The sequence below is a fragment of the Streptomyces sp. NPDC005566 genome, assembly GCF_040605575.1.
Classification (GTDB): Bacteria; Actinomycetota; Actinomycetes; order Streptomycetales; family Streptomycetaceae; genus Streptomyces.
The window spans coordinates 200,900-224,053 of sequence record NZ_JBEXDB010000015.1; the positions used below are offsets into that span (position 1 = coordinate 200,900).

Genomic DNA, 23,154 nt, shown 5'->3' on the forward strand with positions numbered 1-23,154 from the left:
ACGAACGCGGCCGGAACGAACGCGGTCAGGCTCCGACGGGGCTCACCCGGCGGCGCATCCTGACCACACCTCCGGCAAGCGCACCGGCCAGCAGCACGCTTCCCGCGGCGAGCTGCGTGCCCTTGTCCGTGGGAGCCCCGAAGCCGGCGTCGACACCACCGCTCGGCGTATGACCGCCGCTCGGGGCTCCACCGCCGCTCTGGACGCGGTCGGCGATCCGGTACGTATCCGTGATCATGATCCGCGGCGGACACTTCACGATCACGGTGTCGGTGCGGGCGACGGTCCCCTCCGGGATCTCGAACACGCCGACGAGCGTGCCCTTGCGCTCACCCGCGAAGAGGTGAAACGCCCCTCCGACCTCCGACGTGCCCTTGCCGTAGGTCTCTTTGCCGCAGGCCTTGGTACTGACCGTGACCTGGGAACCGGGCGTGGCCCTTCCGGGGCTGATGCGGATGCTGGGCTCGGCGGCAGGTCCGGTGGCGGCGACCGCGGCCGGGGCCGAGAGCCCGAGGGCACCGACGATCAGACAGATACCCGCACCGACGCGTGTGTTGCGCATGAGGATCCTCCTACGGGAGCAGGGTCCGGCCTGTCTGCGCGGTACCTCTGCTGTGCTCCGTTCCTGAGGCAACCGACAGCCCGTCACATCCGCAACATGACATGTCGCCGTACACGTCACCCGGCCAGGCGCAGGAGGACGCACCTGCGTGATCGTTTACGCAGGTCACCGAAGCGGAGGCGGGGACGGCGGAGGAACCGACGGGCGGACGGCGAACGGGCTAAGCACGGCGGGTGATCCGATCGTCCCGAGGGCGGGGGGAGCCTGCGGCCTACTCCCCCGGCCTCAAGGTCCGGCTGCCGGAGAATCGGTCCCTCAGCTCCCTCTTGAGGATCTTTCCGCTGGCGTTGCGCGGCAGCCCGTCCACGAAGAGAACCCTCTTCGGCGCCTTGAAGTGGGGGAGCTTCTCGCGGGCGTACGCGATCAGTTCGCGCTCGGTGGCCTCGCCACGGAGTACGACGATCGCGGTGACGGCCTCGATCCAGCGTTCGTCGGGCAGCCCCACGACGGCCGTCTCGGCCACTGCCGGATGGGTGTAAAGAGCATCTTCCACTTGTCGTGAGGCGATCAGCACGCCTCCGGAGTTGATGACGTCCTTCACCCTGTCGACGACGGTGAAGTAGCCCTGCGCGTCGCGGACCGCGAGGTCGCCGGAGTGGAACCAGCCGTCACGGAACGCCTCGGCGGTCTCCTCCGGCTTGTCCCAGTAGCCCTGGCACAGCTGCGGGGAGCGGTACACCACTTCGCCTGCCGTGCCGTCAGGTACGTCCTTGCCGTGCTCGTCGACCACCTTCGCCTCGACGAAGAGCACGGGCCGCCCGCACGATTCCATCCGGCCCTCGTGCTCGTCGGGGCCGAGGACGGTGGCGAGCGGGCCGATCTCGCTCTGCCCGAAACAGTTGTAGAAGGCCAGCCCGGGCAGCCGCTCGCGCAGCCGTTCCAGTACGGGCACCGGCATGATCGAGGCGCCGTAGTACGCCTTGCGCAGGGCGCCGAGCTCCCGCGCGGCGAAGTCCGGGTGGTTGGCGAGGCCGATCCAGACCGTGGGCGGGGCGAAGAGGCTGTCCGCCTGCCCTGCCTCGACCAGGTCGAAGATCCGGCCCGCGTCCGGGGCGTCGAGAATGGTGTTCTCGGCACCCACCGCGAGGTAGGGCAGCAGGAACACGTGCATTTGCGCGGAGTGGTAGAGCGGCAGCGAGTGCACGGGCCGGTCGGTGGCGCGCAGGTCGAGCGCGGTGACGGCGCTGACGTACTCGTGGACCAGGGCGCCGTGCGTCATCATCGCGCCCTTGGGCCGGTCCGTGGTGCCCGAGGTGTAGAGCAGCTGGACCAGGTCGTCGGAGCCGGGGGCGCGGTCGGGAGTGAAGGGGCGCGGGGTGTCCAGTTCGCCGAGGAGTGAGTCCGGTGCGTCGCGCAGTGCGCGTACGGCGTGCCCCTCGGGGATGCGCTGGGCCAGGTCGGGATCGGTGAGGACGAGGGAACTGCCGGACTGCTCGAGGATGTACGACAGGTCGTCACCGGTGAGGTTCTGATTGACCGGCACATGGACCAGCCCCGCTCTGGCGCACGCCAGATAGGCGATCAGGTAGACATCCGAGTTGTGGGCGAACGAGGCGACCCGGTCACCCGGACGCAGTCCGTGTGCGCCGGTCAGCACCGCGGCGGCCGTACTGACGGACGCGTCGAGGGCGGCATAGGTCCAGGACCGCCCGGCGTAGCGGACGGCGATGTGCTCGGGGGTGCGCCGGGCGCTGCGCGCCACGACTCCGTCGACTGTGCTGCTGCGTACACCTGTCATGGCGTGATCCTGGGCGGCCCGCCGCCGGGGGTCAAGAGCCCGGATACCGACCAGCCGGTTGACAGGTGCACGGGTGGGCTGACTGAGTGGCGCGTGACTGTCCGGGACTCCCGGGCAACCGCTGTTCCCACCCGCACAGTTGGGAGGACCCTTGCCCCTCCGTAACCGTCTGAGACTCCTCGCGGTCTCCGGACTCGCCCTGTTCACCGCGGCCGCGTCGCTGCCTCCGGCCGCGGCCCGCACCTCGCCCGAGCACCGTCCTTCGGGCGGCGGACTGTCCGCCGTCATCCGGTACACCGAGTACGGCATCCCGCACATCGTGGCCAAGGACTACGCCTCTCTGGGCTTCGGCAACGGCTGGGCGCAGGCCGCCGACCAGGTGTGCGTCCTCGCCGACGGATTCCTGACCGTGCGCGGTGAGCGGTCGGCGTACTTCGGCCAGGACGCCGCCCCGGACGGCTCGTTGTCCTCGGCGGCGAAGAACCTCTCCAGCGATCTGTACTTCCGCGGGGTGCGCGCGAGCGGCACCGTCGAGAAGCTGCTGAACGTCCCGGCGCCGGCCGGTCCGAGTCACCAAGCCAAGGAGACCATGCGCGGCTGGGCCGCCGGGTACAACGCGTGGATCAAGCAGAACCGGATCACCGATCCGGCCTGCCGGGGCGCCTCCTGGGTGCGGCCCGTCACCCCGCTGGACGTGGCCGCCCGGGGCTTCGCGATCTCGGTGCTCGGCGGTCAGGGCCGTGGCATCGAAGGCATCACGGCCGCTCAGCCGCCGTCCTCGGTCCCGGCCGTCCCGGAAGTGTCGCCCGAGGACGCAGCCGGTGCCGCGCAGCGGCTGCTGTCCACGCAGAACGCCGACATGGGCTCCAACGCCGTCGCCTTCAACGGGTCCACGACGGCCGGCGGGCGCGGGCTGCTGATCGGCAACCCGCACTATCCGTGGCAGGGCGGGCGCCGGTTCTGGCAGTCGCAGCAGACCATTCCCGGCGAGCTGGATGTGGCGGGCGGTTCCCTGCTCGGCTCGACGACGATGTCGATCGGGCACAACAGGAACATCGCCTGGAGCCATACCGTCGCCACGGGCGTCACGCTCAATCTGCACCAGCTGACGCTCGATCCCGCCGATCCGACGGCCTATCTGGTGGACGGCCGAAGCGTGCGCATGACGAAGCGGACGGTCACGGTGCCCGTGAAGGGAGCCGCCCCGGTGACCCGCAGCCAGTGGTGGACCCGCTACGGCCCCGTCGTCACCTCGCTGGGGGCGGGGCTGCCGCTGCCGTGGACGACGACGACCGCGTACGCGCTGAACGATCCCAACGCCTCGAACCTGCGCGCCTCGGACACCTCGCTCGGTTTCAGCAGGGCACGCAGTACGGCGGACATCGAGTCGACGCTCCGCCGCACCCAGGGCCTGCCGTGGGTGAACACGGTCGCGGCCGATTCCAGGGGTCACTCCTTCTTCTCCCAGTCCCAGGTTCTGCCGAGGATCGCGGACGACCTGGCCCAGCGCTGCTCCACCCCGCTGGGAAAGGCCACGTACCCCTCGTCGGGGCTTGCGGTGCTCGACGGATCGAGGAGCGAGTGCGCGCTCGGCTCCGACCCTGACGCGCTCCAGCCGGGCATCTTCGGGCCGGGCAGGATGCCCGTGCTCAAGGACGCCCCCTATGTGGAGAACTCCAACGACAGTGCCTGGCTGACCCATGCGGACACACCGCTGACCGGCTACGAGCGTGTCTTCGGCACCATCGGCACTCCGCGCTCCTTGCGTACCCGCGGTGCGATCGAGGACGTGGCGGCGATGGCGGAGAAGGGCCGGCTGACCGTCGGTGACCTGCAGCGCCAGCAGTTCGCGAACCGGGCGCCCGCCGGTGACCTGGCGGCCGCTGATCTGGCACGTGCCTGCTCGGCGCTGCCCGGCGGCACCGCGTCCGGCACCGACGGTTCGCCGGTCGACGTGTCGGCGGCATGCGTCGTGCTGAAGCGCTGGGACCGGACCATGGACTCCGGCAGCGCCGGAGCCCTGCTCTTCGACCGCTTCTGGCGCAGGGCCACGGGGACGGTCCCCGCCGACAAGTTGTGGAAAGTGCCGTTCTCCGCCGCGGATCCGGTCCGGACCCCGCACACCCTGAACACCTCGGCGCCGGGGGTCGCCGTGGCGCTGGCCGACGCGGTGGCCGAGCTGCGGGCGGCGGGGATCGGGCTGGACGCACCCCTGGGCAGCCATCAGTTCGTCGTGCGCAACGGGAAGCGCATCCCGGTGGGCGGCGGCACGGAGTCGCTCGGCGTGTGGAACAAGACGGAGCCCGTGTGGAACGCGGCAGGAGGCGGCTACACCGAGGTGTCGGCCGGTTCCAGTTACATCCAGGTGGTCGGCTGGGACGGCGGTCCGTGTCCGGTGGCCCGGACCCTGCTCACGTACTCACAGTCGTCGAACCCCGCGTCACCGCACTTCGGCGACCAGACCCGGCTGTACTCGGGCGAGCGCTGGGTGACGTCGCGGTTCTGCGAGAAGGACATCGCACGCTCACCCGCGCTGCGGGTGGTACGGGTCCACGAGCGGCGATAGAACTCGCTCCGACCGGCCCCTGACGCAGTGGTGGTCTGCGTCAGGGGCTGATCGCCAGGAAGACGAATGCGGCGAAGATGATCAGGTGCACCCCGCCCTGAAGCAGCGTGGCACGCCCCGGTACGACGGTGAGGGCGCCCACGACGACGGTCAGGGCGAGCAGCACCATGTGGGTGGCGCCGAGGCCGAGGTGGAGCGGTCCGTCCAGCCAGATCGAGGCGAGCGCGATGGCCGGGATGGTGAGGCCGATGCTGGCCATCGCCGAGCCGAGGGCCAGATTGAGGCTGGTCTGCACCCGCTCGCGCCGCGCGGCCCGTACGGCGGCGAGGGTCTCGGGCAGAAGGACCAGCAACGCGATGACGACGCCCACCACCGATTGCGGCATCCCCGCGGCCTCGACACCCGACTCGACCGTCGGCGACACGGCCTTGGCGTCGCCGACGACCGCGACGAGCGCCACCAGGAGCATGACCAGGCTGAGCACGGTCGCGCCCCGGCCGGGCAGCGGCGCGGGGTCGTCCTCGGCCTTGCGCGGCCGGCCGTCCTGGGTGAGCGGCAGGAAGTACTCGCGGTGCCGCACGGTCTGTACGGCGACGAACAACCCGTACAGCAGGAGGGAGGCGACGGCGGCGAAGCCGAGCTGTGCGGAGGAGAACTCGGGGCCGGGCTTTCCGATCGTGAAGGTGGGCAGGACCATGCTCAGGGTGGCCAGTGTCGCCACCGTCGCCAGCGCGGCGCCGGTGCCCTCCGCGTTGAAGACGGCCACCCGGGTGCGCACGGCCCCGACCAGGAGGGAGAGGCCGACGATGCCGTTGCAGGTGATCATGACGGCGGCGAAGACCGTGTCGCGGGCGAGGGACGAAGCCTTCGGCCCGCCATCGACCATGAGAGTGACCACCAGGGCCACTTCGATGACGGTCACGGCGACGGCGAGGATGAGCGAGCCGTAGGGGTCGCCGACCCGGTGCGCGATCACCTCCGCGTGGTGGACGGCGGCGAGCACCGCGCCCGCGAGGCACAGGGCTACCACGGCTACGGCGATCGGGGGCAGTTCGCGGCCCCAGCTGAGTACCAGCGCGACCGCCGCGATGACCGGTACCGCAACGGTCCACCGGGTGACCAGGGCACGGACCGTTGCGCTCACGTTCATGGCCACAGGCTGCCAGAGGAGGCCCGTGAGCGCTCGGTGGGACGGCACCCCGGGCTCACGTGAACCTACGGACCGGCATCTTCGCGATCGCCAATGCGCCGTGATCCGCACGCCCAGCGTCTCCTGATGTCACGTCAGATTCTTCTGTCCGTCAGAGGCGTACGGGACGGCGGGCGTGACAGTAACCTCTGCTTCGGCAGGAAGTTTCAGACTCGGACGAGATTTCGAAAGTTACTTTCGCGCAAGTGCTTTCCACATCAGGGGAAGGGGTTCCGGATGACCGGGGACGTGTCGGGCAGGGGAATGAGCCGTCGGAGGCTGGGCGGCGGGATACTGGCGCTGGGCGGAGCCCTCGCCCTCGCGCCGATGCCCTTCGCGGGAGCGGCGGCGGCCGCGGAGCTCGGGGCGGAGGCGGGCACACAGTCGGGAGCTGGTACGGGTATGAGGCCGGGGCAGGGCAGACCCACACTCCGCCGCGGTTCGGCCGAGCGCGCGGGGCTGCTGTCCGAGCCGCTCGACCGGCTCGTCGCCGACGCGGAGACGTATCTCGCCGACTCCCCCGCGCACCCCTGGTACGCGGGGGCCGTGCTGCTCGCCGGGCGTGGCGGCACAGTGGCCCTGCACCGGCCCATCGGCAAGGCGGTGCGCTACGCGGCGTACGACGAGAAGACCGACACGGGGGTGGAGTTCCCCGCGGACCAGCAGATCGATATGGCCGAGGACACGGTCTTCGACCTGGCGTCGGTGTCCAAGCTGTTCACCTCGATCCTGGCCGTGCAGCAGATCGAGCGGGGTGCGCTGGAGCTGGAGGCGACGGTCGCCTCCTATCTGCCGGACTTCGCGGGCGGCGGCAAGCAGGACGTCACCATCCGTCAGCTCCTCACCCACACCTCGGGCTTCCGGTCCTGGATCCCGCTCTTCAAGGAGCCGACCAGGGAAGGGAAGCTCCGTCTGCTGTGGAACGAGGTGCCGGCCTCCGCCCCCGGCACGAAGTACCTCTACTCCGACCTCAATCTGATCTCGCTGCAGCTGGTCCTCGAGAAGATCACCGGTCGCGCCCAGGACGTCCTGCTCCGCGAGGAGATCACCACTCCGCTGGGGATGCACCGCACCCGCTACAACCCGCCCGCGTCCTGGAAGCCGAAGATCGCCGCAACCGAGGACGCCCGGCTGCCCTGGTCCGGCCTGGATCGCGGGCTCGTCTGGGGGGAGGTCCACGACGAGAACGCCTTCAGCCTGGGCGGGGTCGCCGGGCACGCGGGGGTCTTCTCCTGCGCCTGGGATCTGGCCGTTCTGGCCCGTACGCTGCTCAACGGGGGCGTCTACGGCAGGTCCCGGATCCTGTCCGAGGACTCGGTGGAGCTGATGTTCACCGACTTCAACACCGCGTTCCCGGGTGATGAGCACGGACTGGGCTTCGAGCTCTACCAGCACTGGTACATGGGCGCGATGGCCACGCCGCGCACCGCGGGACACACCGGGTTCACCGGCACCAGCCTGGTCCTCGATCCGACCACGGACTCGTTCCTGATCGTCCTCGGCAACTCGGTGCACCCTGTTCGCAGCTGGCGCTCGGGCAGTGCCCCGCGGGTCGCAGCGGCCAACCGGATGGCGCGCGCCGTTCCCGTCCGCCCTGCCCACGGACGCACCGCCTGGTTCTCCGGCATGGCAAGCGCCTCGACCGCCACACTCGCCCTGCCCGCGCTGCGTCCGGCGTCCGCGCACGCGGTGCTGAGCTGCGCGCTCTGGTGGGACACCGAGCCGGGCTCGGACTCCCTGCGGCTGGAGGCGTCGTCGGATTCCGGGTCGACGTGGCAGGCCCTGCCGTTCACGACCGTACCGTCGGACGGAGCCAGGCCCCCGCAGCCCGAGCCGCACCCGGCGGGCTCGGTGTCCGGCTGGTCGGGCCGGGTCTGGCATCGTCTCGAGGCGGATCTGGCCGCCTGGCGCGGCACGGAGGTCCTGCTGCGATGGCGTTACACCACCGACCAGTTGTACGTCGGGCGTGGTGCGTACGTCGACGGTGTACGTGTCCGGGACGGCAGCCGCACGCTCTTCGACGGGGACAGGCCCGGCGACTCGGGCCGCATCGAGGCGACGGGCTGGATCCTCTCCGCCGACTGAGCGGTCCGGCTGGTTGGATGACGGCATGAATGGAACCCAGTCCATAGATGCCCCGTGGGGCGTGTCGGTGTTCGGTGCGGCCAGCGTGGAAGCCGCGCCCGACCTGGCACGCCTCCGGGTCGCGATCGAGCAGACCAGGAACAAGCCCGGGGAGGCATTCGCCGCCACCCGGACCGGTGTGAACCGGATCCGGGAGGTCCTGCGCGGGCACGGGGTGCCCGAGGCCGCCGTGTCGACATCGCGGCTGAACCTGTCGTCCCAGTGGAGCTACGGCGACGAGCGCACGTTCCTCGGCTACGAGTGCACCGCCTCGTTCGTGATCGAACTGCGGGAACTGGACATCCTGGAGACCGTTCTCATCGATGTCGTCGACGCGGGGGCCAACCAGGTCAAGGGTGTCGAGTTCGATGTGAGCACGAAGAAGGAGCTGCGCGCCCGGGCGCGCACGGCGGCCGTGGCCGCGGCACGCGAGAAGGCAGCCCTGTACGCCGAGGCCGCCGACGTGCGGCTCGGACCCGTCATCCACATCAAGGACGTGGACTCGGAGCAGCTGCAGAACTACCGCTCCCACGGCGGGCAGAGCGGCGGCGGCGAGGGCGATCTGACACCGGGCAGGGTGTCCGTGTCGGCGGGCGTCGTGATCGGGCTCTCCCTCAGCAGGGACTGAGGACGCGCGCCACGGCGCGAGGAGTACGAGAGAGGGACAGTGAGCGCGGGCCGCCCCAGGAGCGGTCCGCGTTCCGCCGTTTCGGTCACCGAAACTTTCGTACCTGCTCATGAACATGTTTCGTCATGCTCGAGCGTGATTGCCGGAGACCCTGCCCGGAGGAATCTCCTCCATACCGGAAACATACCTTCTGTGCAGGTCCTATCACCACCCGGTCACACATGAGCGGGTGTTCGCTCGGAAATATTTCGGAAATGCAGCGTTGACGGTTCGTCACAGTGAGCGCATACTCTCCCTCGCGCCCCCTACTGCTCCAACGCTCGTCCTCCCGCCGCGGGAGCGCCCACCGGGTTCACCCGCGGCGGCTGCACAGCTCCTCGAACGGTCCGAACCACCTTGCCGGGTCCCCAGTTCGCTCCGCCCGGCAACCGGAGAAGAGGCTGGAAACGTGATGGCCAAGAAATCCCCCGGCGACACCCTCGCCCGTCCGCACCTGCCGGCCCGTGCCCGGCGGGCGGTCTCGCTCATCACGGCGGGCGTCCTCGCCGCCGCGGGCGTGGTCTCTCTCGCCGGTACGGCCGAGGCGGTCGGCACACTCGGCAACGCCGCGGCGGCGAAGGGCCGGTACTTCGGTACCGCGGTGGCCGCCAATCACCTCGGCGAGGCGCAGTACGCGTCCACGCTGGACGCACAGTTCGACTCGGTGACCCCCGAGAACGAGATGAAGTGGGATGCGCTCGAAGGCTCCCGCAACTCGTTCAACTTCTCGTCCGCCGACCAGATCGTCAGCCGTGCCCAGAGCAAGGGCATGAAGGTCCGGGGGCACACGCTCGTGTGGCACTCCCAGCTTCCCGGCTGGGTCGGCGGCCTGGGTGCCGCCGATCTGCGTACGGCGATGAACAACCACATCACCCAGGTGATGACGCACTACAAAGGGAAGATCCACTCCTGGGACGTGGTGAACGAGGCCTACCAGGACGGCAGCAGCGGGGCCCGGCGCAGTTCACCGTTCCAGGACAAGCTCGGCAACGGCTTCATAGAGGAGGCGTTCCGCACCGCCCGCACGGTCGATGCCAACGCCAAGCTCTGTTACAACGACTACAACACCGACGGCCAGAACGCGAAGAGCAACGCGGTCTACGACATGGTCAAGGACTTCAAGCAGCGCGGTGTGCCGATCGACTGCGTGGGCTTCCAGTCGCACTTCAACAGCAATTCCCCCGTTCCCAGCGACTTCCAGGCCAACCTTCAGCGCTTCGCCGCTCTCGGCGTCGACGTGCAGATCACCGAACTGGACATCGAGGGGTCCGGTTCGGCCCAGGCCGCCAACTACACCAAGGTGGTGAACGCCTGCCTGGCCGTGTCGCGCTGCACCGGCATCACCGTCTGGGGTGTCACGGACAAGTACTCGTGGCGCAGCAGCGGTACTCCGCTCCTGTTCGACGGCAACTACAACAAGAAGCCGGCGTACGACGCGGTGCTCGCCGCACTCGGCGGATCCACCGGTGGCGGGGACGGCGGTGGTGGCACCGGCAGTTGCACCGCCACCTACACCCGGACCGCCACCTGGAACGGCGGGTACAACGGACAGGTGACCATCAAGGCCGGCAGTTCCGCCATCAGTACGTGGACGGTGCCGGTGACCGTGGCCTCGCCGCAGAAGGTCAGCGCCACCTGGAACGGCTCGCCCACCTGGGACTCGAGCGGAAACGTGATGACCGTGAAGCCGAGCAACAACGGGAATCTCGCCGCGGGTGCCTCGACGAGCTTCGGGTTCACCGTCGCGACGAACGGCAACACCTCGGCGCCCGCAGTCGGTTCCTGCACCGCCTCCTGACCGGAGTCGGCCACCGGCCGGAACGGGGCGCGTGAAACCCGCACCCACCCGCCCCGTTCCTCATCACCGCCCCGCCCGGTCCCGAGACCTGGCGGGGCGGTTCGGCGTCGCCTCTATCCGGCCTCGGCCAGGGCGGGGGACGGCGCCGAAGCGGCGGACGGCGCAGGTGCGGTGGATTCCCGTACCACCAGACGGGGCCTGATCAGCAGCGACCGTCCGGCACCCGGGGCCGAGTCGATCCGGGCCCGCAGCCGCTGGAAGGTCTCGGCCGCCATCTCCGGAAGCGGCTGGCGGACCGTGGTCAGGGGTGGTTCGAAGAGATCGGCGAGCAGGATGTCGTCGAACCCGACCACCGAGACGTCCCGCCCCGCACGGAGTCCGGCGTCCTTGGCTCCGCGGCAGACGCCGATCGCGCACATGTCGTTGATCGCGACGAACCCGGTGGGCGGGCGCGGCCCCGACAGCAGTTCCCGGGCGGCGTTCCGGCCCAGCTCGGCGGCGTCCTTGTCCCCGAATTCGGTGGTGTCCGCACCGGGCCACACGATCGCGTCGGCCGGGTCGAGGGCCGCCGATTCGAGCGCGGCCCGGAAGCCGCGCAGTCGCTCCCGGCGGTTGACGCTGTTGACCGAGCCGGCGACGAACGCCACAGGCCGTCGTTCGCGCTGGGCATCTCGGCGTACTCGAGCCGGATCTACATCTACGAGTCGATCCAGAACGAGAATCTGCACGGCTGGCACCTCTCCGACGGCATGGTGCTGCTGTACACCGACGACCTCGGGCACTACAGCGAGGACTACTGGCCCACCGTCGACCCCGCCCGGCTGCCCGGCACCACGGTCGTCGCGGGCCGGCCGGCGGACGCGGCGGGGCAGCGCACGACGAGCACGGCCGACTGGGCGGGCGGGACCGCACTGCCGGGGACGACGCTCGGTGCCTACGGCATGGAACTGCGGGCGTACGGAAGTTCGCTGCACGGCCTCAAGAGCTGGTTCTGCCTGGACGACGTCATCGCGTGCGTAGGCTCCGGCATCACGGCGGACGCGGGACAGGTCGAAACCCTCGTGGAGAACCGCAAGCTGTGCGACCCGCACGCCGCGCTCCTCGTCAACGGCAAGGCCGCCCCGACGGAGGCCGGCTGGTCGGCGCAGGTCGACGGGGTGCGGTGGCTGCACGCCGAAGGAACCGGCGGCTACGTCTTCCCGAAGCCCACCACGCTGCGCGGCCTGCGTGAGGAACGGACCGCGACCTGGCGCGAGATCAACCTCAAGTACGGCACCGACACGCCCGTCACCCGCCCCTACCTGACGCTGTGGCAGGACCACGGCGCGGCACCGTCCGGCGCCGGCTACTTCTGGCTGCAGGCCCCGGCGGCCTCCGCCGCGCGCGCCAGGCAGTGGGCGGCTACACCCTCGGTGGAGCTCGTCTCCGACTCGACGGCCGTGCACGCAGTGCGCCGCCGCACGGACGGTCTGCTCGCCGCGAACTTCTGGACCGCGGGCGCCGCGCAGGAGCTGACCGCCGACGGGCCCGCCTCGGTGCTGGTGCGAGCGGACGGCCGGACGGTCACGGTGGCCCTCTCGGACCCGACACAGCTGCGGTCCTCGGTGGTCGTGAACCTCGCACGACGCGGCCTGACGGTCGTCGCGGCGGACCCGGGCGTCAGCGCCACCTCCACCGGACGGGGCATCCGGATCACCGCCGACACGGCGAACCGGCACGGCGCAACCCTCAACCTCACCCTGAAGAGGAGCTAGACCCTTGCTGTTCGACATGCCCCTGGAGCGGTTGCGCGCATACCGGCCGCAGCCGGAGGAGCCCGCCGACTTCGACGCCTTCTGGGAGAAGACACTCACCGAGACGGCCCGGCACGGCCTGGACGCCTCGTTCGTGCCCCACGACGCCGGATTCGCGACCGTGGACGTGTTCGACGTGACGTTCCGCGGCTGGGGCGGCCAGCCGGTGAAGGCATGGCTGATGCTGCCGCGGGTCCGCTCCGGGCCGCTGCCCGCGGTGGTGCAGTACATCGGCTACAACGGCGGCCGCGGCATCCCGTACTCCTGGCTGACCTGGAGCGCACTCGGCTACGCCCACCTCGTCATGGACAACCGGGGCCAGGGCGGCGGCGGCAAGAACACCGCGGACACCCCCGACTTCGGCCCCGACGGGCATGGTTCCTCCTCCCCCGGGTTCCTCACCCGTGGCATCGAGGACCCCTCCCGCCACTACTACCGGCGGCTCGTCACCGACGCGGTACGGGCCGTCGACGCGGTCAGGGCCCACGAGGCCGTGGACTCCTCCCGGGTCGCCGTCCTCGGCGGCAGCCAGGGCGGCGGCCTCGCCCTCGCCGTGGCCGGGCTTCGCGAGGACGTGACGGCCGCGGTCGCCGATGTGCCGTTCCTGTGCCACTTCCGGCGCGGGTCGCAGATCACGGACGCGGGACCCTACGCCGAGATCGCCCGCTGGCTGTCGGGGCACCGCTTCCGGGTCGAGGAGGCGATGCAGACCCTGTCGTACTTCGACGGCGTCAACTTCGCGGCACGGGCGACCGCTCCGGCGTGGTTCTCGGTGGGGCTGATGGACCGGATCTGCCCGTCCTCGACCGTGTACGCGGCCTACCACGCCTACGCCGGTCCGGCCGAGATCGAGGTGTTCCCGTACAACGGCCACGAGGGCGGCGCGGAGTACGACCTGCCGCGCAAGCTCTCCGCGCTGCGCGGAGTGTTCGGCCAATAGGCGACGGTCGGTCCGTCACCGGCCCAGCGCCGCCATGGCGGCGTTGTGGCCGGGCACCCCGCTGACCCCGCCGCCGCGCACGGCACCCGCCCCGCACAGCAGGACGTTGGCGTGTGCGGTCTCGACGCCCCAGCGGCCTGTGTCCTCGGCGGCGTACGGGAAGGACAGGTCCCGGTGGAAGATGTGGCCGCCGGGCAGCCTCAGGTCCGCCTCCAGGTCGAGCGGCGTCTTCGCCTCGATGCACGGCTCGCCGTTGCCGTCGAGTGCCAGGCAGTCGGCGATCGGCTCCTCCAGATGCGCGTCGAGCTCTGCGAGGGTGGCCTTGAGCAGGGCCGCGCGCGTGGCCTCGTTGTCGGCGGCGAAGAGCCGGGCGGGGGTGTGCAGCCCGAAGAGGGTGAGGGTCTGGTAGCCGCGTGCCACGAGGTCGGGGCCGAGGATCGACGGGTCGGTCAGTGAGTGGCAGTAGATCTCGGACGGCGGGGCGGCGGGCAGCCGTCCCGCCGCCGCCTCGCGATAGGCGTCGGCCAGTTGCCCGTACCCCTCCGCGATGTGGAAGGTTCCGGCGAACGCCCGGCGCGGGTCGACGGAGTGGTCACGCAGCTTCGGCAGCCGCGTGAGCAGCATGTTCACCTTCAGTTGCGCCCCCTCCGCCCGGGCCGGCGGCTCGTCCCCGAGGAGCGCGGCCAGCGCCTGCGGCGATGCGTTGACGAGCACCCTGCGGGCGCCCAGTACCCGTTCTCCGGCGGGCGAGCGGACGGTGACCTCGGCGTGGGTCCCGTCGGTCTCGATGCGGGTGGCCTCGTGCCGTACGCGGACCTCGGCGCCCGCCGCTCGGGCCGCTCCGGCCAGGGCATCGGTGAGCGCTCCCATGCCGCCGACCGGGACGTCCCAGTCCCCGGTGCCGCCACCGATGACGTGGTAGAGGAAGCAGCGGTTCTGGAGCAGGGACGGGTCGTGGGCATCGGCGAAGGTGCCGATCAGGGCGTCGGTCAGCACCACTCCGCGTACGAGGTCGTCCCTGAACCGCTCCTCGACGGCGACGCCGATGGGCTCCTCGAACAGCGTGCGCCAGGCTTCGGCGTCGTCGATCCGCGCCCGTAGCCCGTCGCGGGTCGGCAGGGGTTCCGTGAGCGTCGGGAAGGCACGCTCGGCGACGCGCTGCGTCATCGTGTAGAAGCGCTGCCAGGCCTCGTACTCGCGGTCGTCGCCGGTGAGTTCCGCGAAGGACGCCCGGGTGTTGTCACCGCCGACGAGCAGTCCGGTGGCCTGTCCGCCGCGCACGGCCGGGGAGTACGAGGACACCGTGCGCTTGCGGACGGCGAAGTCGAGGCCGAGATCGCGGACGATCTTCTGCGGGAGCAGCGAGACGAGGTACGAGTAGCGGGAGAGCCTGGCGTCGACCCCCTCGAAGGGGCGGGTGGACACGGCCGCTCCCCCGGTGCTTCCGAGGCGCTCCAGGACGAGGACGGACTGCCCGGCACGGGCGAGGTAGGCGGCGGCCACCAGGCCGTTGTGGCCGCCGCCGACGATCACCGTGTCGTAGCTGTCGTGCGCGGGTGTGCCGGGCTTCTGCGTCTCGTCTGTGGACATGGGCCCTTCGTAACACGGAACGATCATCCCTGGCCAGAGGGCCGGGGAGTGTCGGTGTCCGGGTGACGGGAGGGTGCCGGGAGGGCGGCGGGGCGGGCCCGCAAGCAGCGGCACGGAAATCGGTGGGCGGCCCGGGGCGGCTGTGGCAGGGTCTCTCCCCGGAACGCTGTGCCCCACCTCTGCTTGCCCCACTTCTGCTTGCCGCACCCCTGCCCGGCCCCGTCACAGGAGAGTTCATGGCCACACCGGCACGCCTGACCCCACTGCTCGAACAGTTCGACTGGGCGTGTGGACGCCTCGGCAACCGGATGGCGGGACCCGTCGTGGACAGCGGCAACGGCACCGACGTCGAGGCCCCGCCGATGACCGACGAGGAGTACCTGTGGGAGCCCGTGCCGGACTGCTGGTCGGTCCGTCCGCGTACCGCGGGTCCCGGACCGCGTGCGACCGCTCTGGCCGGCACCGGTGACTGGGGGCGCGACACAGCGGCCTTCCCGCACCCCTCGCCACCGCCGTTCACCACCATCGCGTGGCGCCTGAGTCATCTCACCGAGCTGCTGGCCCTGCGCGCCGACCATTCGGCGGGCAGCCACAGCCTGACGCGGAACGACTTCCGCGTCGAGGGGCACGCGGCCGGGGCACTCGCCGCCTTCGGGACCGCGGCCGCCGCATGGCGAACGGCCCTGTTGGGCGCCGACGACACCGCGCTCGACACGGTCGGGTACAGCACGTACCCGCACGGCAGCGACCCGGAGGACCCGTTCATCGACATCGTGTGGTGGGTCAACCAGGAGCTGCTGCATCACGGGGCCGAGATCGCGCTGCTCCGTGACCTGTACCGCGGGCAGAACATCTGACGTCCGCTCAGTGCGGCGGTGTCCCGCGCTGCCGGCGCAGGGCCGCGACCCGTCGGTAGAGGTCCACCGCTTCGGCGCTGCGCCCGAGCTGTTCCAGGCAGTGCGCCTCGTCGTTGCGGCTGGCGAGCGCGTCGGGGTGGTCGGCGCCCAGGACCCGCTCACGGGCCTCGGCGACCTTCCGGTAGTCCGTGAGGGCGTCGGCCCATCGGCCCAGCCAGCCCAGGCCGACGGCGACCTCCCGGCGGCTGACGAGCGTGTCGGGGTGGTCGGGTCCCAGGGTGCGCTCCCGGATCGCGCACACCTCGCGTGATTCGACGAGCGCCTCCTCCCAGCGCGCCATCCGCCCCAGGTTGACGCCGAGTCCGTGCCGGGCGCGCAGGGTCTCCGGGTCGGCGGCTCCGTCGGCCCGGGTGCGGTCGTCGACCAGCGTGCGGTACAACTCGAGCGCCTCGGCGCTGCGGCCCAGCCGGCCGAGGCTGATGCCGACCTCGTAGCGGGCGGAGAGGGTGTCCGGGTGGTCGGCCCCGAGCACCACGGCACGGGCCTGCGCGACGTCGCGGTAGGTCTGCAATGCCTCCGGCCACCGGCCCAGCTGGCCGAGCGTGTACGCCACTTCGTACAGCGTGACCAGGGTGTCCGGGTGGGTCGCGCCGAGGAGGCGGCTGCGGGCGTTCGCCACGTCGCGGGCCATGCGGTACGAGTCCTCCACGCGCCCCAGTCTGCTGAGGTTGAACGCCAGGTTGTGGCGGCAGCGCAGGGTGTCCGGATGGTCCGGGCCCATCGAACGCTCCCGGGAGGCGAGCACCGCCGCGTACACCTGGTGGGCTTCGAAGTGCCGGCCGAGCTGGCCCAGGACGTACGCCGTCTCCTGCCGGGCCCCAAGCGTCTCCGGGTGGTCGGGTCCCAGGGTGCGTTCGCGGCCGTCCGCGACCCGGCCGAACTCGCGCAGGGCGTCCGTGGCGCGTCCGGTGCGGCTGAGGGTGAAGCCGACCTCGTACCGGCTGGAGAGGGTGTCGGGGTGGTCGGGTCCGAGGGCCTGCTCGCGTTCGGCGGCGACCGCGCGGTGCACTTCGCCCGCCTCGTCCCAGTGGCCGAGTCGCCCCAGGTTGAGGCCCGCACTGTGCCGGCTGGCCAGGGTGGCGAGCAGCTCGGGCGGCGGGGTGGGCCGGTCGGACCCGGCCGCAGGACGGCCGGCGGGCAGAACCCTCAGGTCGGTTCCGGTCGTCCAGGAGCCGGTCAGGCCGAGCGAGAGGTCGATGGGTGCCGTTCCCGGGGGTATCGCACCGGTCGCCTTGTGACCGGTGGTCATGTTGCGGGTCCAGGACGGCAGTCCCTGCGCGCCGCTCGCGGGCCGGCGGGCAGGGTGCAGGACGGGGGCGGGCGGGGCGAGCCGGACCCTTCCGGTGTCCTGGCCCTGCGTCTGCCCGCCGGTGCGTCCGAGTGTGATGCGCCTGCGCAGGTCGCCGGCGTCGGCGGGCCGCCCCTCGGGAGTCTTGGCCAGCAGGTCCAGGACGACCCGGTCGAAGAACCCGGGGAGTTCGGCACGGTGGGTGCGCAGGGGCTCGGGCTGGGTGTCACGGTGTCCGACGAGGACCGCCCAGGCGTCGTCCAGGTCGAACGGCGGTACGCCCGTGGCGATCTCGTACAGCACACAGCCCAGCGAGTAGAGATCGCTGCGGTGGTCGACCTCACCGCCGCTGATCTGCTCGGGCGACATGTAGTGCGGGGTGCCCATGGCGATGCCCGTGCCGGTGAGGCGTGAGGTGAAGCCGATGTCGTGTCCGAGCCGGGCGATGCCGAAGTCGCAGATCTTCACCGTGCCGTCGCCGAGCCGCATGATGTTGGCGGGCTTGAGGTCACGGTGCACGATGCCCTGCTGGTGGGTGTAGCCGAGGGCGTCGGCGACCTGTTCCGCGATGTCGACGACGTCGGGTACGGGCAGCGGGTTCTGCTTGTTGTCCTCGAGGAGCTGGCTGAGGTTGCGTCCTTCCAGGAGCTCCATGACCAGGTAGAGGACGCCTTCGGACTCGCCGAAGTCGTGGACGACGGTGACACCTCGGTGCTGGAGCGCCGCGGCCACCCGCGCCTCGCGGCGGAAGCGTTCGCGCAGGATGCGGGTGAAGGACGGGTCGTGCTGGGGCCCCATCGGTTTCAGGCATTTGACGGCCACCTGGCGGCCCAGGGACTCGTCGCGGGCACGCCACACCTCGCCCATGCCACCGCGCCCGATCAGATCGAGCAGCCGGTACCGGCTCTGGATCAGCCTGGTGTCCGCCATCTCCTGCTGTCGCCCCCGTCGCATCGCCTACTGCTGCGCCCTCCCCGGCCCGTCCAGTATGGCGGCCTGACTGCGGAGTTTGTACGGGGCGGGGCGGCTCCCTGGGCCGAGTCGTGCCATCGCCTTCACAATGTGTCCGGGTGGCAGGCACCAGCGGATGCGTGCGGGAATGCAGCGCAGGGCGGTGCCGGTGGTGCGCAGGCGGCGGTCGACGGCTTCCGGGGGCGGCGCCGGCCTGCCGTACAGCTCGTGGGCGTACGGGGGCAGGGAGTCGTACGCGAGTGCCGCCACGCGCCGCCACAGCAGTGCACGCGCCGGGGCCAGCAGGGCATGGACCGGCGGGTTGTGCAGGAAGTCGTCGACGTCCAGCGCTTCCGGACCGGCGGCGAGTTCGGGGCGCACCCGGTCGAAGTAGGAGGCGAGGGCCGCGGTCGTGGCGGGGACGCCGACGGGGTCGAGGCCGACGAGCCGGGCGCTCTCGCGCTGTTCGCCGAGGTACCGGTCGGCCTGGGCGCCGGTGAGCGGGAAGCCCGAGCGGAGCTGCACCTGGAGGTAGGAGTCGACTTCGGCGCAGTGCACCCAGAGCAGGAGTCCGGGCTCGTCGATGCAGTAGCTCTCGCCGGTCTCCGGGTCGGTGGCTTTGAGGAGACGGTGGATCCTGCGGACCCGGGCGCCGCTCCTCTCCGCTGCCCGGGTGGTGTCGTAGGTGAGCGTGCCGACGAAGTCGGCCGTGCGCATCAGGCGCCCCCAGGCGTCCTTGCGGAAGTCCGAATTCTGCATGACGCCGCGTACGGCGCGCGGGTGGAGCGCCTGCAGGTAGAGGGCGCGTACGCCGGCGACCCACATCATGGGGTCCCCGTGCATCTGCCAGGTGACGGAACGGGGGCCGAACAGGCCGGGGTCTGCGTCGCTCATCGGCTCGTAGCTTCCGCTCGGCTGTGGAACGGGGAAGCCTCGCGGCGGCCGGGTCGTGCCGGGGTGCGGTCGCCCTCGGAAGACCGTGAAAGGTGCTGTGCCGCTTCGGCGTCACTCCATGCTTACCGCAACCGTGCACGTTCCGGGGAGGGGCAGGGCCATGCGCGGGCGGCCGGGGGCGGTCCCGCCCCCGGCTGCCTGCGGGTCAGCGTCTGACGGCCCGCAGGACCACGAACTTCGGATCGCCCGCGACGGTGGTGCAGTTGCCGAACGTCCGGCGCAGCTGCGTGTGGTACCCGAGATGCCGGTTGCCGACGACCCACAGTTCACCGCCCGGGCGCAGTGCGGCCCGGGCTCCCTGGAACATGGTGCGGGCGGTCGCGTCGGTGACCGCCTGGTGGGAGTGGAACGGCGGGTTGGTGAGGACGAGGTCCACACTTCCCGGGGGCACGTCCGCGAGTCCGTCACCGACCAGGAAGTCTGCCTTGGCATCCGACTCCGTGTTGGCCCGGAAGGTGGCCTCCGCGGAGGCGACCGCCTGGTACGACTCGTCGATGAAGGTGACGGACGCCTCGGGGTTGGCGAGCGCGGCGGAGGTGCCCACGACGCCGTTCCCGCAGCCGAGGTCGACGACGTGGTCCGGGCCGGTACGCCCGGGCAGGTGCTTCAGGAAGAAGCGGGTGCCGATGTCCAGGCGCTCGGCGCAGAAGATCCCGGCGTGGTTGGTGACGGTCCGGCCGGAGACGGCGCCGACGTCTTCGGGCAGGTCGTAGCGGTGCGGCCAGGGGCTCGGGGTCCGGGGCAGCGCCGGATCCGGGGTGCAGAAGATGAGCCGGGCCTTCTTCACCGCGAGCGACGTGCGGGTCGGCCCGATGATCCGCTCGAAGAGCTTGAGGGTGGAGGTGTGGATCTCCTTGACCATGCCGGTGCCGATGACGACGGTCCCGGCGTGGACGGCGGGGGCGAGTCTGTGCAGCTGGTCCTCGAGGAGCGCGAGGCTCTTCGGCACCCGTACGAGCAGGACGTCGACGCGCTCCGGCGGGGTGTCGCGCGCCGACAGGAGCCGAACGGAGTCGGCCGCCGCACCATTGCGTGCCAGGTTGGCCGCGGTCGCCCGCTGGGCGAGGTACGAGTCGGTGATCTGCACGGGGCCGTGTCCGGCGAGCGCGGTCGCGAGGGCACCCCAGCGGTCGCCGACCACGACGACCTCGCCGGTCAGGTCGACCGGTTCGCCTCCCTCCGGATCCTCCAGCCGGCGCAGCAGGTACTCGTCGGCGGCGTCCCAGGCACGGAACGGGTCGCGCGGGTCCTCGGGGAATCGGGCGAGATCGAGCCCACCCTGTGACGTAGTCAAACGGTTCATATTGCGTTCAGGCTAACCGAGTGGCGGGAAGCACCCCGCACGCTCCCCGCCCGGGGCCTCTACGGAAGCTGCTTGTCAATGGCCGACCGGCCCTCCTGGGCCAGCCTGCGCCGCGCCCACTCCAGGGTCGCGGGGGTCAGGTCCCGCCCGGAGGCGAGCACCAGATCCTCCGCGGCGGGCCGGTCGCTCCCGCCGGTGTGCAGCAGTCGGTCGGGGGTCACCCCCCTGATCTCCGGCACGGGTACGGATACGGATTCGGATTCTTCGCTCATACCGCCTCCTCGTCCTTGCGGTAATTCTCGCGCCGGGGCGGCGTCGCCGCATCCGATGCCCCACCTGCCGGGTCGGCACGACGTCACTTGACTTGCACATGATGAATACGCAACGTTCACACGACCGGCACGGTGCGTGTGGAAGGCTCCCGGCTGACCAGACATCACATGGCCGCCGTGGCACCGCATCCCCGCCCGTCTACCCTGCCGGCGGCGCGGTTCCCGCCGTTCGGAGAGGACACCCCACATGTCCAGTCGTCGCCATTTCTACGCGCGTCCGCTGCTGGCAACAGCTGCCGCGATCACCGTCATCACCGGCGTCGCAGCCACCGCACCCGCCGCGACCCCCGAGGACGCGACTGCCGCCCCGGCATCACTCGTCGCCCTCGACGACACCTACTACCAGGACGCCCTCGGCAAGACCGGCACCGCGCTCAAGAGCTCCCTGCACACCATCATCAGCGACCAGACCAAGCTCTCGTACAGCCAGGTCTGGGACGCGCTCAAGGCCACCGACGAGGACCCGTCCAACTCCGCCAACGTCATCCTCCTCTACACGGGCCGCTCGCAGGCCAAGAGCGGCAACGGGGGCGACACCGGCGACTGGAACCGCGAGCACGTCTGGGCCAAGTCGCACGGCGACTTCGGTACGGCGACGGGGCCCGGCACCGACATCCATCACCTGCGCCCCGAGGACGTCCAGGTCAACTCCATCCGCGGCAACAAGGACTTCGACAACGGCGGCAGCAGTGTGTCGGGGGCGCCCGGCAACTACACCGACGGTGACTCCTTCGAACCGCGCGACGCGGTCAAGGGCGACGTCGCCCGGATGATCCTCTACATGGCCGTGCGGTACGAGGGTGGCGACGCCTTCGCCGACCTCGAACCGAACGACAGCGTGAGCAACGGTTCGGCCCCGAACATCGGGCGGCTCTCCGTGCTCAAGCAGTGGAGCCAGGAGGACCCGCCGGACAGCTTCGAGCAGCACCGCAACGACGTCATATTCGACACCTACCAGCACAACCGGAACCCGTTCATCGACCACCCCGAATGGGTCGAGGCCATCTGGTAGGTCTCAGTCGGGGCCGGCCAGGGCCTGTGCGCAGCGTTCCACGGCCTCCTCGCGGGTGCCGTAGCGCGGCAGGTCCTGGCCGGTCCGCTCCCGGACGAGGTCGGGCGGGCCGAGCCGGTTGCCCGGGTCGACGACGGCAGCGCGGCGCCCGTCCTCGGCCAGACGGGCCAGCCCGGCGTGCAGCAGGGTGAGGGCCAGGGAGTCGGCACCGGTCACCTCGCGCAGATCGAGCACGACGGAACCGGTCTGTTCGGGGCCCGACTCGTCCAGGGCGTGGAGCACGCGCTCCGCGGCGGTGAAGTCGAGGGCGCCCTGCGCCGCGACGATGCCGACCCGTTCGTGCAGGGCACGCTCCCGCGGGCCGGCGGGGGCCGAGGGCAGCACATCGGCAGTGGTGGCCAGCGTGACGGTGGAGCCGGGGAGTGCCGGGTTCCTCATGAGGTGGAGGCCGAGCCGCTCGGACAGGGCGCCGAGCGCGGCCTGTCCGCGTACCGAGGTTCCGGCCGGGTCCAGCGGCGGGCTGTAGGTGGCGAGGCCGAAGCGTGCAGGGCCTGCGGCGATCAGTCCGCCCGACACACCGCTCTTGGCCGGCAGCCCGACCCGCAGCAGCCAGTCGCCGGAGGCGTTGTACATGCCGCAGGTGGCCATGACCGCGAGGACCTGAGCGGCGACGGCCGGGGAGACGACGCTCTCGCTGGTGATCGGGTTGACGCCGCCGTGCGCGAGCGTGGCGGCCATCATGGCGAGGTCGACGGCGGTGACCCGCACGGAGCACTGCCGGAAGTAGGTGTCCACGGCGGCCACGGGGTCGACGTGCAGGGTGCCCGTGCTGCGGATCAGGTAGGCGAGCGCCCGGTTGCGGTCCCCGGTCGCCGCCTCGGACACGTACACCTCCTCGTCGACGTCCAGCCGTCGTCCGGCGAACCTGCTGAGACAGATCAGGATGCGGTCGAAGGCGGGGAGGGCCGGGGTGCCGGGCACCAGCGCGGTGGTGACGATGGCTCCGGCGTTGACCATGGCATTGGCCGGCCGGCCGGTGCGGGGTTCCAGGCTGATGGCGTTGAAGGCTTCACCGCTCGGTTCGGCGCCCACCCACCGGCTCACCTCGTCGAGGCCCAGCGAGGACAGGGCGAGCGCGTAGACGAAGGGTTTGGAGACCGACTGCAGGGTGAAGGGGACGTCAGCCTCCCCTGCGCTGTAGCAGTGACCGTCCATGCTGACGAGTGCCAGCCCGAAGTCGTCCGGGTCGGCTCTGGTCAGTTTCGGGATGTAGTCGGCCCGTTCTCCGCCGCGCATCCCGACGAACCGGGAGTGCAGTTCGCGCAGGGCATCGGTGACGGCTTCGGACGCGGTCATCCCGGGTCCGTCCC

General features: G+C 71.1%; 18 protein-coding genes. 8 read left to right on the top strand and 10 right to left on the bottom strand.

The window, feature by feature from the left end; translation table 11 throughout:
* Positions 1 to 25 precede the first annotated feature (25 nt).
* The gene (locus tag ABZS61_RS24100; protein ID WP_356424811.1) at positions 26 to 562 is read right to left on the bottom strand and encodes a sortase; all 537 of its coding nucleotides are present in this window, start codon (positions 560 to 562) and stop codon (positions 26 to 28) included.
* Positions 563 to 833: 271 nt separating this feature from the next.
* Positions 834 to 2,360, bottom strand: a complete 1,527-nt coding sequence (locus tag ABZS61_RS24105) for an acyl-CoA synthetase (protein ID WP_356424814.1) — start codon at positions 2,358 to 2,360, stop codon at positions 834 to 836.
* Between the two features lie 151 nt (positions 2,361 to 2,511).
* Between ABZS61_RS24105 and ABZS61_RS24110 the strand changes: the two genes are divergently transcribed.
* On the top strand, positions 2,512 to 4,926 hold the full coding sequence (locus tag ABZS61_RS24110) for a penicillin acylase family protein (protein WP_356424817.1): 2,415 nt from the start codon (positions 2,512 to 2,514) through the stop codon (positions 4,924 to 4,926).
* Between the two features lie 40 nt (positions 4,927 to 4,966).
* On the opposite strand, the gene ABZS61_RS24115 is transcribed toward ABZS61_RS24110, so the two are convergent.
* The gene (locus ABZS61_RS24115; protein WP_356424935.1) at positions 4,967 to 6,070 is read right to left on the bottom strand and encodes an ionic transporter y4hA; all 1,104 of its coding nucleotides are present in this window, start codon (positions 6,068 to 6,070) and stop codon (positions 4,967 to 4,969) included.
* 282 nt (positions 6,071 to 6,352) lie between these two features.
* Between ABZS61_RS24115 and ABZS61_RS24120 the strand changes: the two genes are divergently transcribed.
* The 3 genes from ABZS61_RS24120 to ABZS61_RS24130 all read left to right on the top strand — a co-directional run bounded on the left by ABZS61_RS24120 (position 6,353) and on the right by ABZS61_RS24130 (position 10,704).
* A complete protein-coding gene (locus tag ABZS61_RS24120) occupies positions 6,353 to 8,200 on the top strand; it encodes a serine hydrolase (RefSeq protein ID WP_356424820.1) in 1,848 nt (615 codons plus the stop codon).
* A 25-nt stretch (positions 8,201 to 8,225) separates the two neighbouring features.
* Positions 8,226 to 8,867, top strand: a complete 642-nt coding sequence (locus ABZS61_RS24125) for an SIMPL domain-containing protein (protein ID WP_356424823.1) — start codon at positions 8,226 to 8,228, stop codon at positions 8,865 to 8,867.
* 451 nt (positions 8,868 to 9,318) lie between these two features.
* On the top strand, positions 9,319 to 10,704 hold the full coding sequence (locus tag ABZS61_RS24130; protein ID WP_356424826.1) for an endo-1,4-beta-xylanase: 1,386 nt from the start codon (positions 9,319 to 9,321) through the stop codon (positions 10,702 to 10,704).
* Between the two features lie 113 nt (positions 10,705 to 10,817).
* Here ABZS61_RS24130 and ABZS61_RS24135 read toward each other — a convergent pair whose 3' ends face one another.
* A complete protein-coding gene (locus tag ABZS61_RS24135; RefSeq protein ID WP_356424829.1) occupies positions 10,818 to 11,351 on the bottom strand; it encodes a substrate-binding domain-containing protein in 534 nt (177 codons plus the stop codon).
* Positions 11,352 to 11,399: 48 nt separating this feature from the next.
* Between ABZS61_RS24135 and ABZS61_RS24140 the strand changes: the two genes are divergently transcribed.
* Together ABZS61_RS24140 and ABZS61_RS24145 are read left to right on the top strand one after the other, a co-directional pair.
* Entirely contained in the window at positions 11,400 to 12,458 is a 1,059-nt protein-coding gene (locus ABZS61_RS24140; RefSeq protein WP_356424938.1) for a polysaccharide lyase family 8 super-sandwich domain-containing protein, read from the top strand.
* Between the two features lie 4 nt (positions 12,459 to 12,462).
* Positions 12,463 to 13,437, top strand: a complete 975-nt coding sequence (locus ABZS61_RS24145; protein ID WP_356424832.1) for an acetylxylan esterase — start codon at positions 12,463 to 12,465, stop codon at positions 13,435 to 13,437.
* 15 nt (positions 13,438 to 13,452) lie between these two features.
* Here the strand turns inward: ABZS61_RS24145 and ABZS61_RS24150 are convergent, their stop codons facing one another.
* On the bottom strand, positions 13,453 to 15,027 hold the full coding sequence (locus tag ABZS61_RS24150; protein WP_356424835.1) for an NAD(P)/FAD-dependent oxidoreductase: 1,575 nt from the start codon (positions 15,025 to 15,027) through the stop codon (positions 13,453 to 13,455).
* A gap of 236 nt (positions 15,028 to 15,263) precedes the next feature.
* Here ABZS61_RS24150 and ABZS61_RS24155 point away from each other — a divergent pair, with 236 nt between their 5' ends.
* Positions 15,264 to 15,884: a DinB family protein gene (locus ABZS61_RS24155; protein WP_356424839.1), complete on the top strand. Its 621-nt coding sequence runs from the start codon at positions 15,264 to 15,266 to the stop codon at positions 15,882 to 15,884.
* A gap of 7 nt (positions 15,885 to 15,891) precedes the next feature.
* Here the strand turns inward: ABZS61_RS24155 and ABZS61_RS24160 are convergent, their stop codons facing one another.
* From ABZS61_RS24160 to ABZS61_RS24175, 4 genes are all read right to left on the bottom strand, one after another.
* On the bottom strand, positions 15,892 to 18,162 hold the full coding sequence (locus ABZS61_RS24160; protein ID WP_356424842.1) for a serine/threonine-protein kinase: 2,271 nt from the start codon (positions 18,160 to 18,162) through the stop codon (positions 15,892 to 15,894).
* A 27-nt stretch (positions 18,163 to 18,189) separates the two neighbouring features.
* A complete protein-coding gene (locus ABZS61_RS24165; RefSeq protein ID WP_356424845.1) occupies positions 18,190 to 19,077 on the bottom strand; it encodes an oxygenase MpaB family protein in 888 nt (295 codons plus the stop codon).
* Positions 19,078 to 19,282: 205 nt separating this feature from the next.
* A complete protein-coding gene (locus ABZS61_RS24170; protein ID WP_356424848.1) occupies positions 19,283 to 20,440 on the bottom strand; it encodes a methyltransferase in 1,158 nt (385 codons plus the stop codon).
* A 59-nt stretch (positions 20,441 to 20,499) separates the two neighbouring features.
* On the bottom strand, positions 20,500 to 20,712 hold the full coding sequence (locus ABZS61_RS24175; RefSeq protein ID WP_356424851.1) for a hypothetical protein: 213 nt from the start codon (positions 20,710 to 20,712) through the stop codon (positions 20,500 to 20,502).
* A 247-nt stretch (positions 20,713 to 20,959) separates the two neighbouring features.
* On the opposite strand from ABZS61_RS24175, the gene ABZS61_RS24180 reads away from it, so the two are divergent.
* Complete coding sequence (locus tag ABZS61_RS24180; RefSeq protein WP_356424854.1) at positions 20,960 to 21,784, top strand: endonuclease; 825 nt, start codon at positions 20,960 to 20,962, stop codon at positions 21,782 to 21,784.
* 3 nt (positions 21,785 to 21,787) lie between these two features.
* On the opposite strand, the gene glsA is transcribed toward ABZS61_RS24180, so the two are convergent.
* Positions 21,788 to 23,140 carry a glutaminase A gene (glsA, locus tag ABZS61_RS24185; protein WP_356424857.1) on the bottom strand — a complete coding sequence of 451 codons (1,353 nt, stop codon included), beginning with the start codon at positions 23,138 to 23,140 and terminating at the stop codon, positions 21,788 to 21,790.
* Between the last annotated feature and the right edge of the window lie 14 nt (positions 23,141 to 23,154).

What these genes read in the sequence shown, in the direction of transcription:
- ABZS61_RS24100 (WP_356424811.1), bottom strand. Translation starts at nt 562, where the DNA reads ATGCGCAACACACGCGTCGGTGCGGGTATCTGTCTGATCGTCGGTGCC.
- ABZS61_RS24105 (WP_356424814.1), bottom strand. Translation starts at nt 2,360, where the DNA reads ATGACAGGTGTACGCAGCAGCACAGTCGACGGAGTCGTGGCGCGCAGC.
- ABZS61_RS24120 (WP_356424820.1), top strand. Translation starts at nt 6,353, where the DNA reads ATGACCGGGGACGTGTCGGGCAGGGGAATGAGCCGTCGGAGGCTGGGC.
- ABZS61_RS24125 (WP_356424823.1), top strand. Translation starts at nt 8,226, where the DNA reads ATGAATGGAACCCAGTCCATAGATGCCCCGTGGGGCGTGTCGGTGTTC.
- ABZS61_RS24130 (WP_356424826.1), top strand. Translation starts at nt 9,319, where the DNA reads ATGGCCAAGAAATCCCCCGGCGACACCCTCGCCCGTCCGCACCTGCCG.
- ABZS61_RS24150 (WP_356424835.1), bottom strand. Translation starts at nt 15,027, where the DNA reads ATGTCCACAGACGAGACGCAGAAGCCCGGCACACCCGCGCACGACAGC.
- ABZS61_RS24155 (WP_356424839.1), top strand. Translation starts at nt 15,264, where the DNA reads ATGGCCACACCGGCACGCCTGACCCCACTGCTCGAACAGTTCGACTGG.
- ABZS61_RS24160 (WP_356424842.1), bottom strand. Translation starts at nt 18,162, where the DNA reads ATGGCGGACACCAGGCTGATCCAGAGCCGGTACCGGCTGCTCGATCTG.
- ABZS61_RS24165 (WP_356424845.1), bottom strand. Translation starts at nt 19,077, where the DNA reads ATGAGCGACGCAGACCCCGGCCTGTTCGGCCCCCGTTCCGTCACCTGG.
- ABZS61_RS24170 (WP_356424848.1), bottom strand. Translation starts at nt 20,440, where the DNA reads ATGAACCGTTTGACTACGTCACAGGGTGGGCTCGATCTCGCCCGATTC.
- ABZS61_RS24175 (WP_356424851.1), bottom strand. Translation starts at nt 20,712, where the DNA reads ATGAGCGAAGAATCCGAATCCGTATCCGTACCCGTGCCGGAGATCAGG.
- ABZS61_RS24180 (WP_356424854.1), top strand. Translation starts at nt 20,960, where the DNA reads ATGTCCAGTCGTCGCCATTTCTACGCGCGTCCGCTGCTGGCAACAGCT.
- glsA (WP_356424857.1), bottom strand. Translation starts at nt 23,140, where the DNA reads ATGACCGCGTCCGAAGCCGTCACCGATGCCCTGCGCGAACTGCACTCC.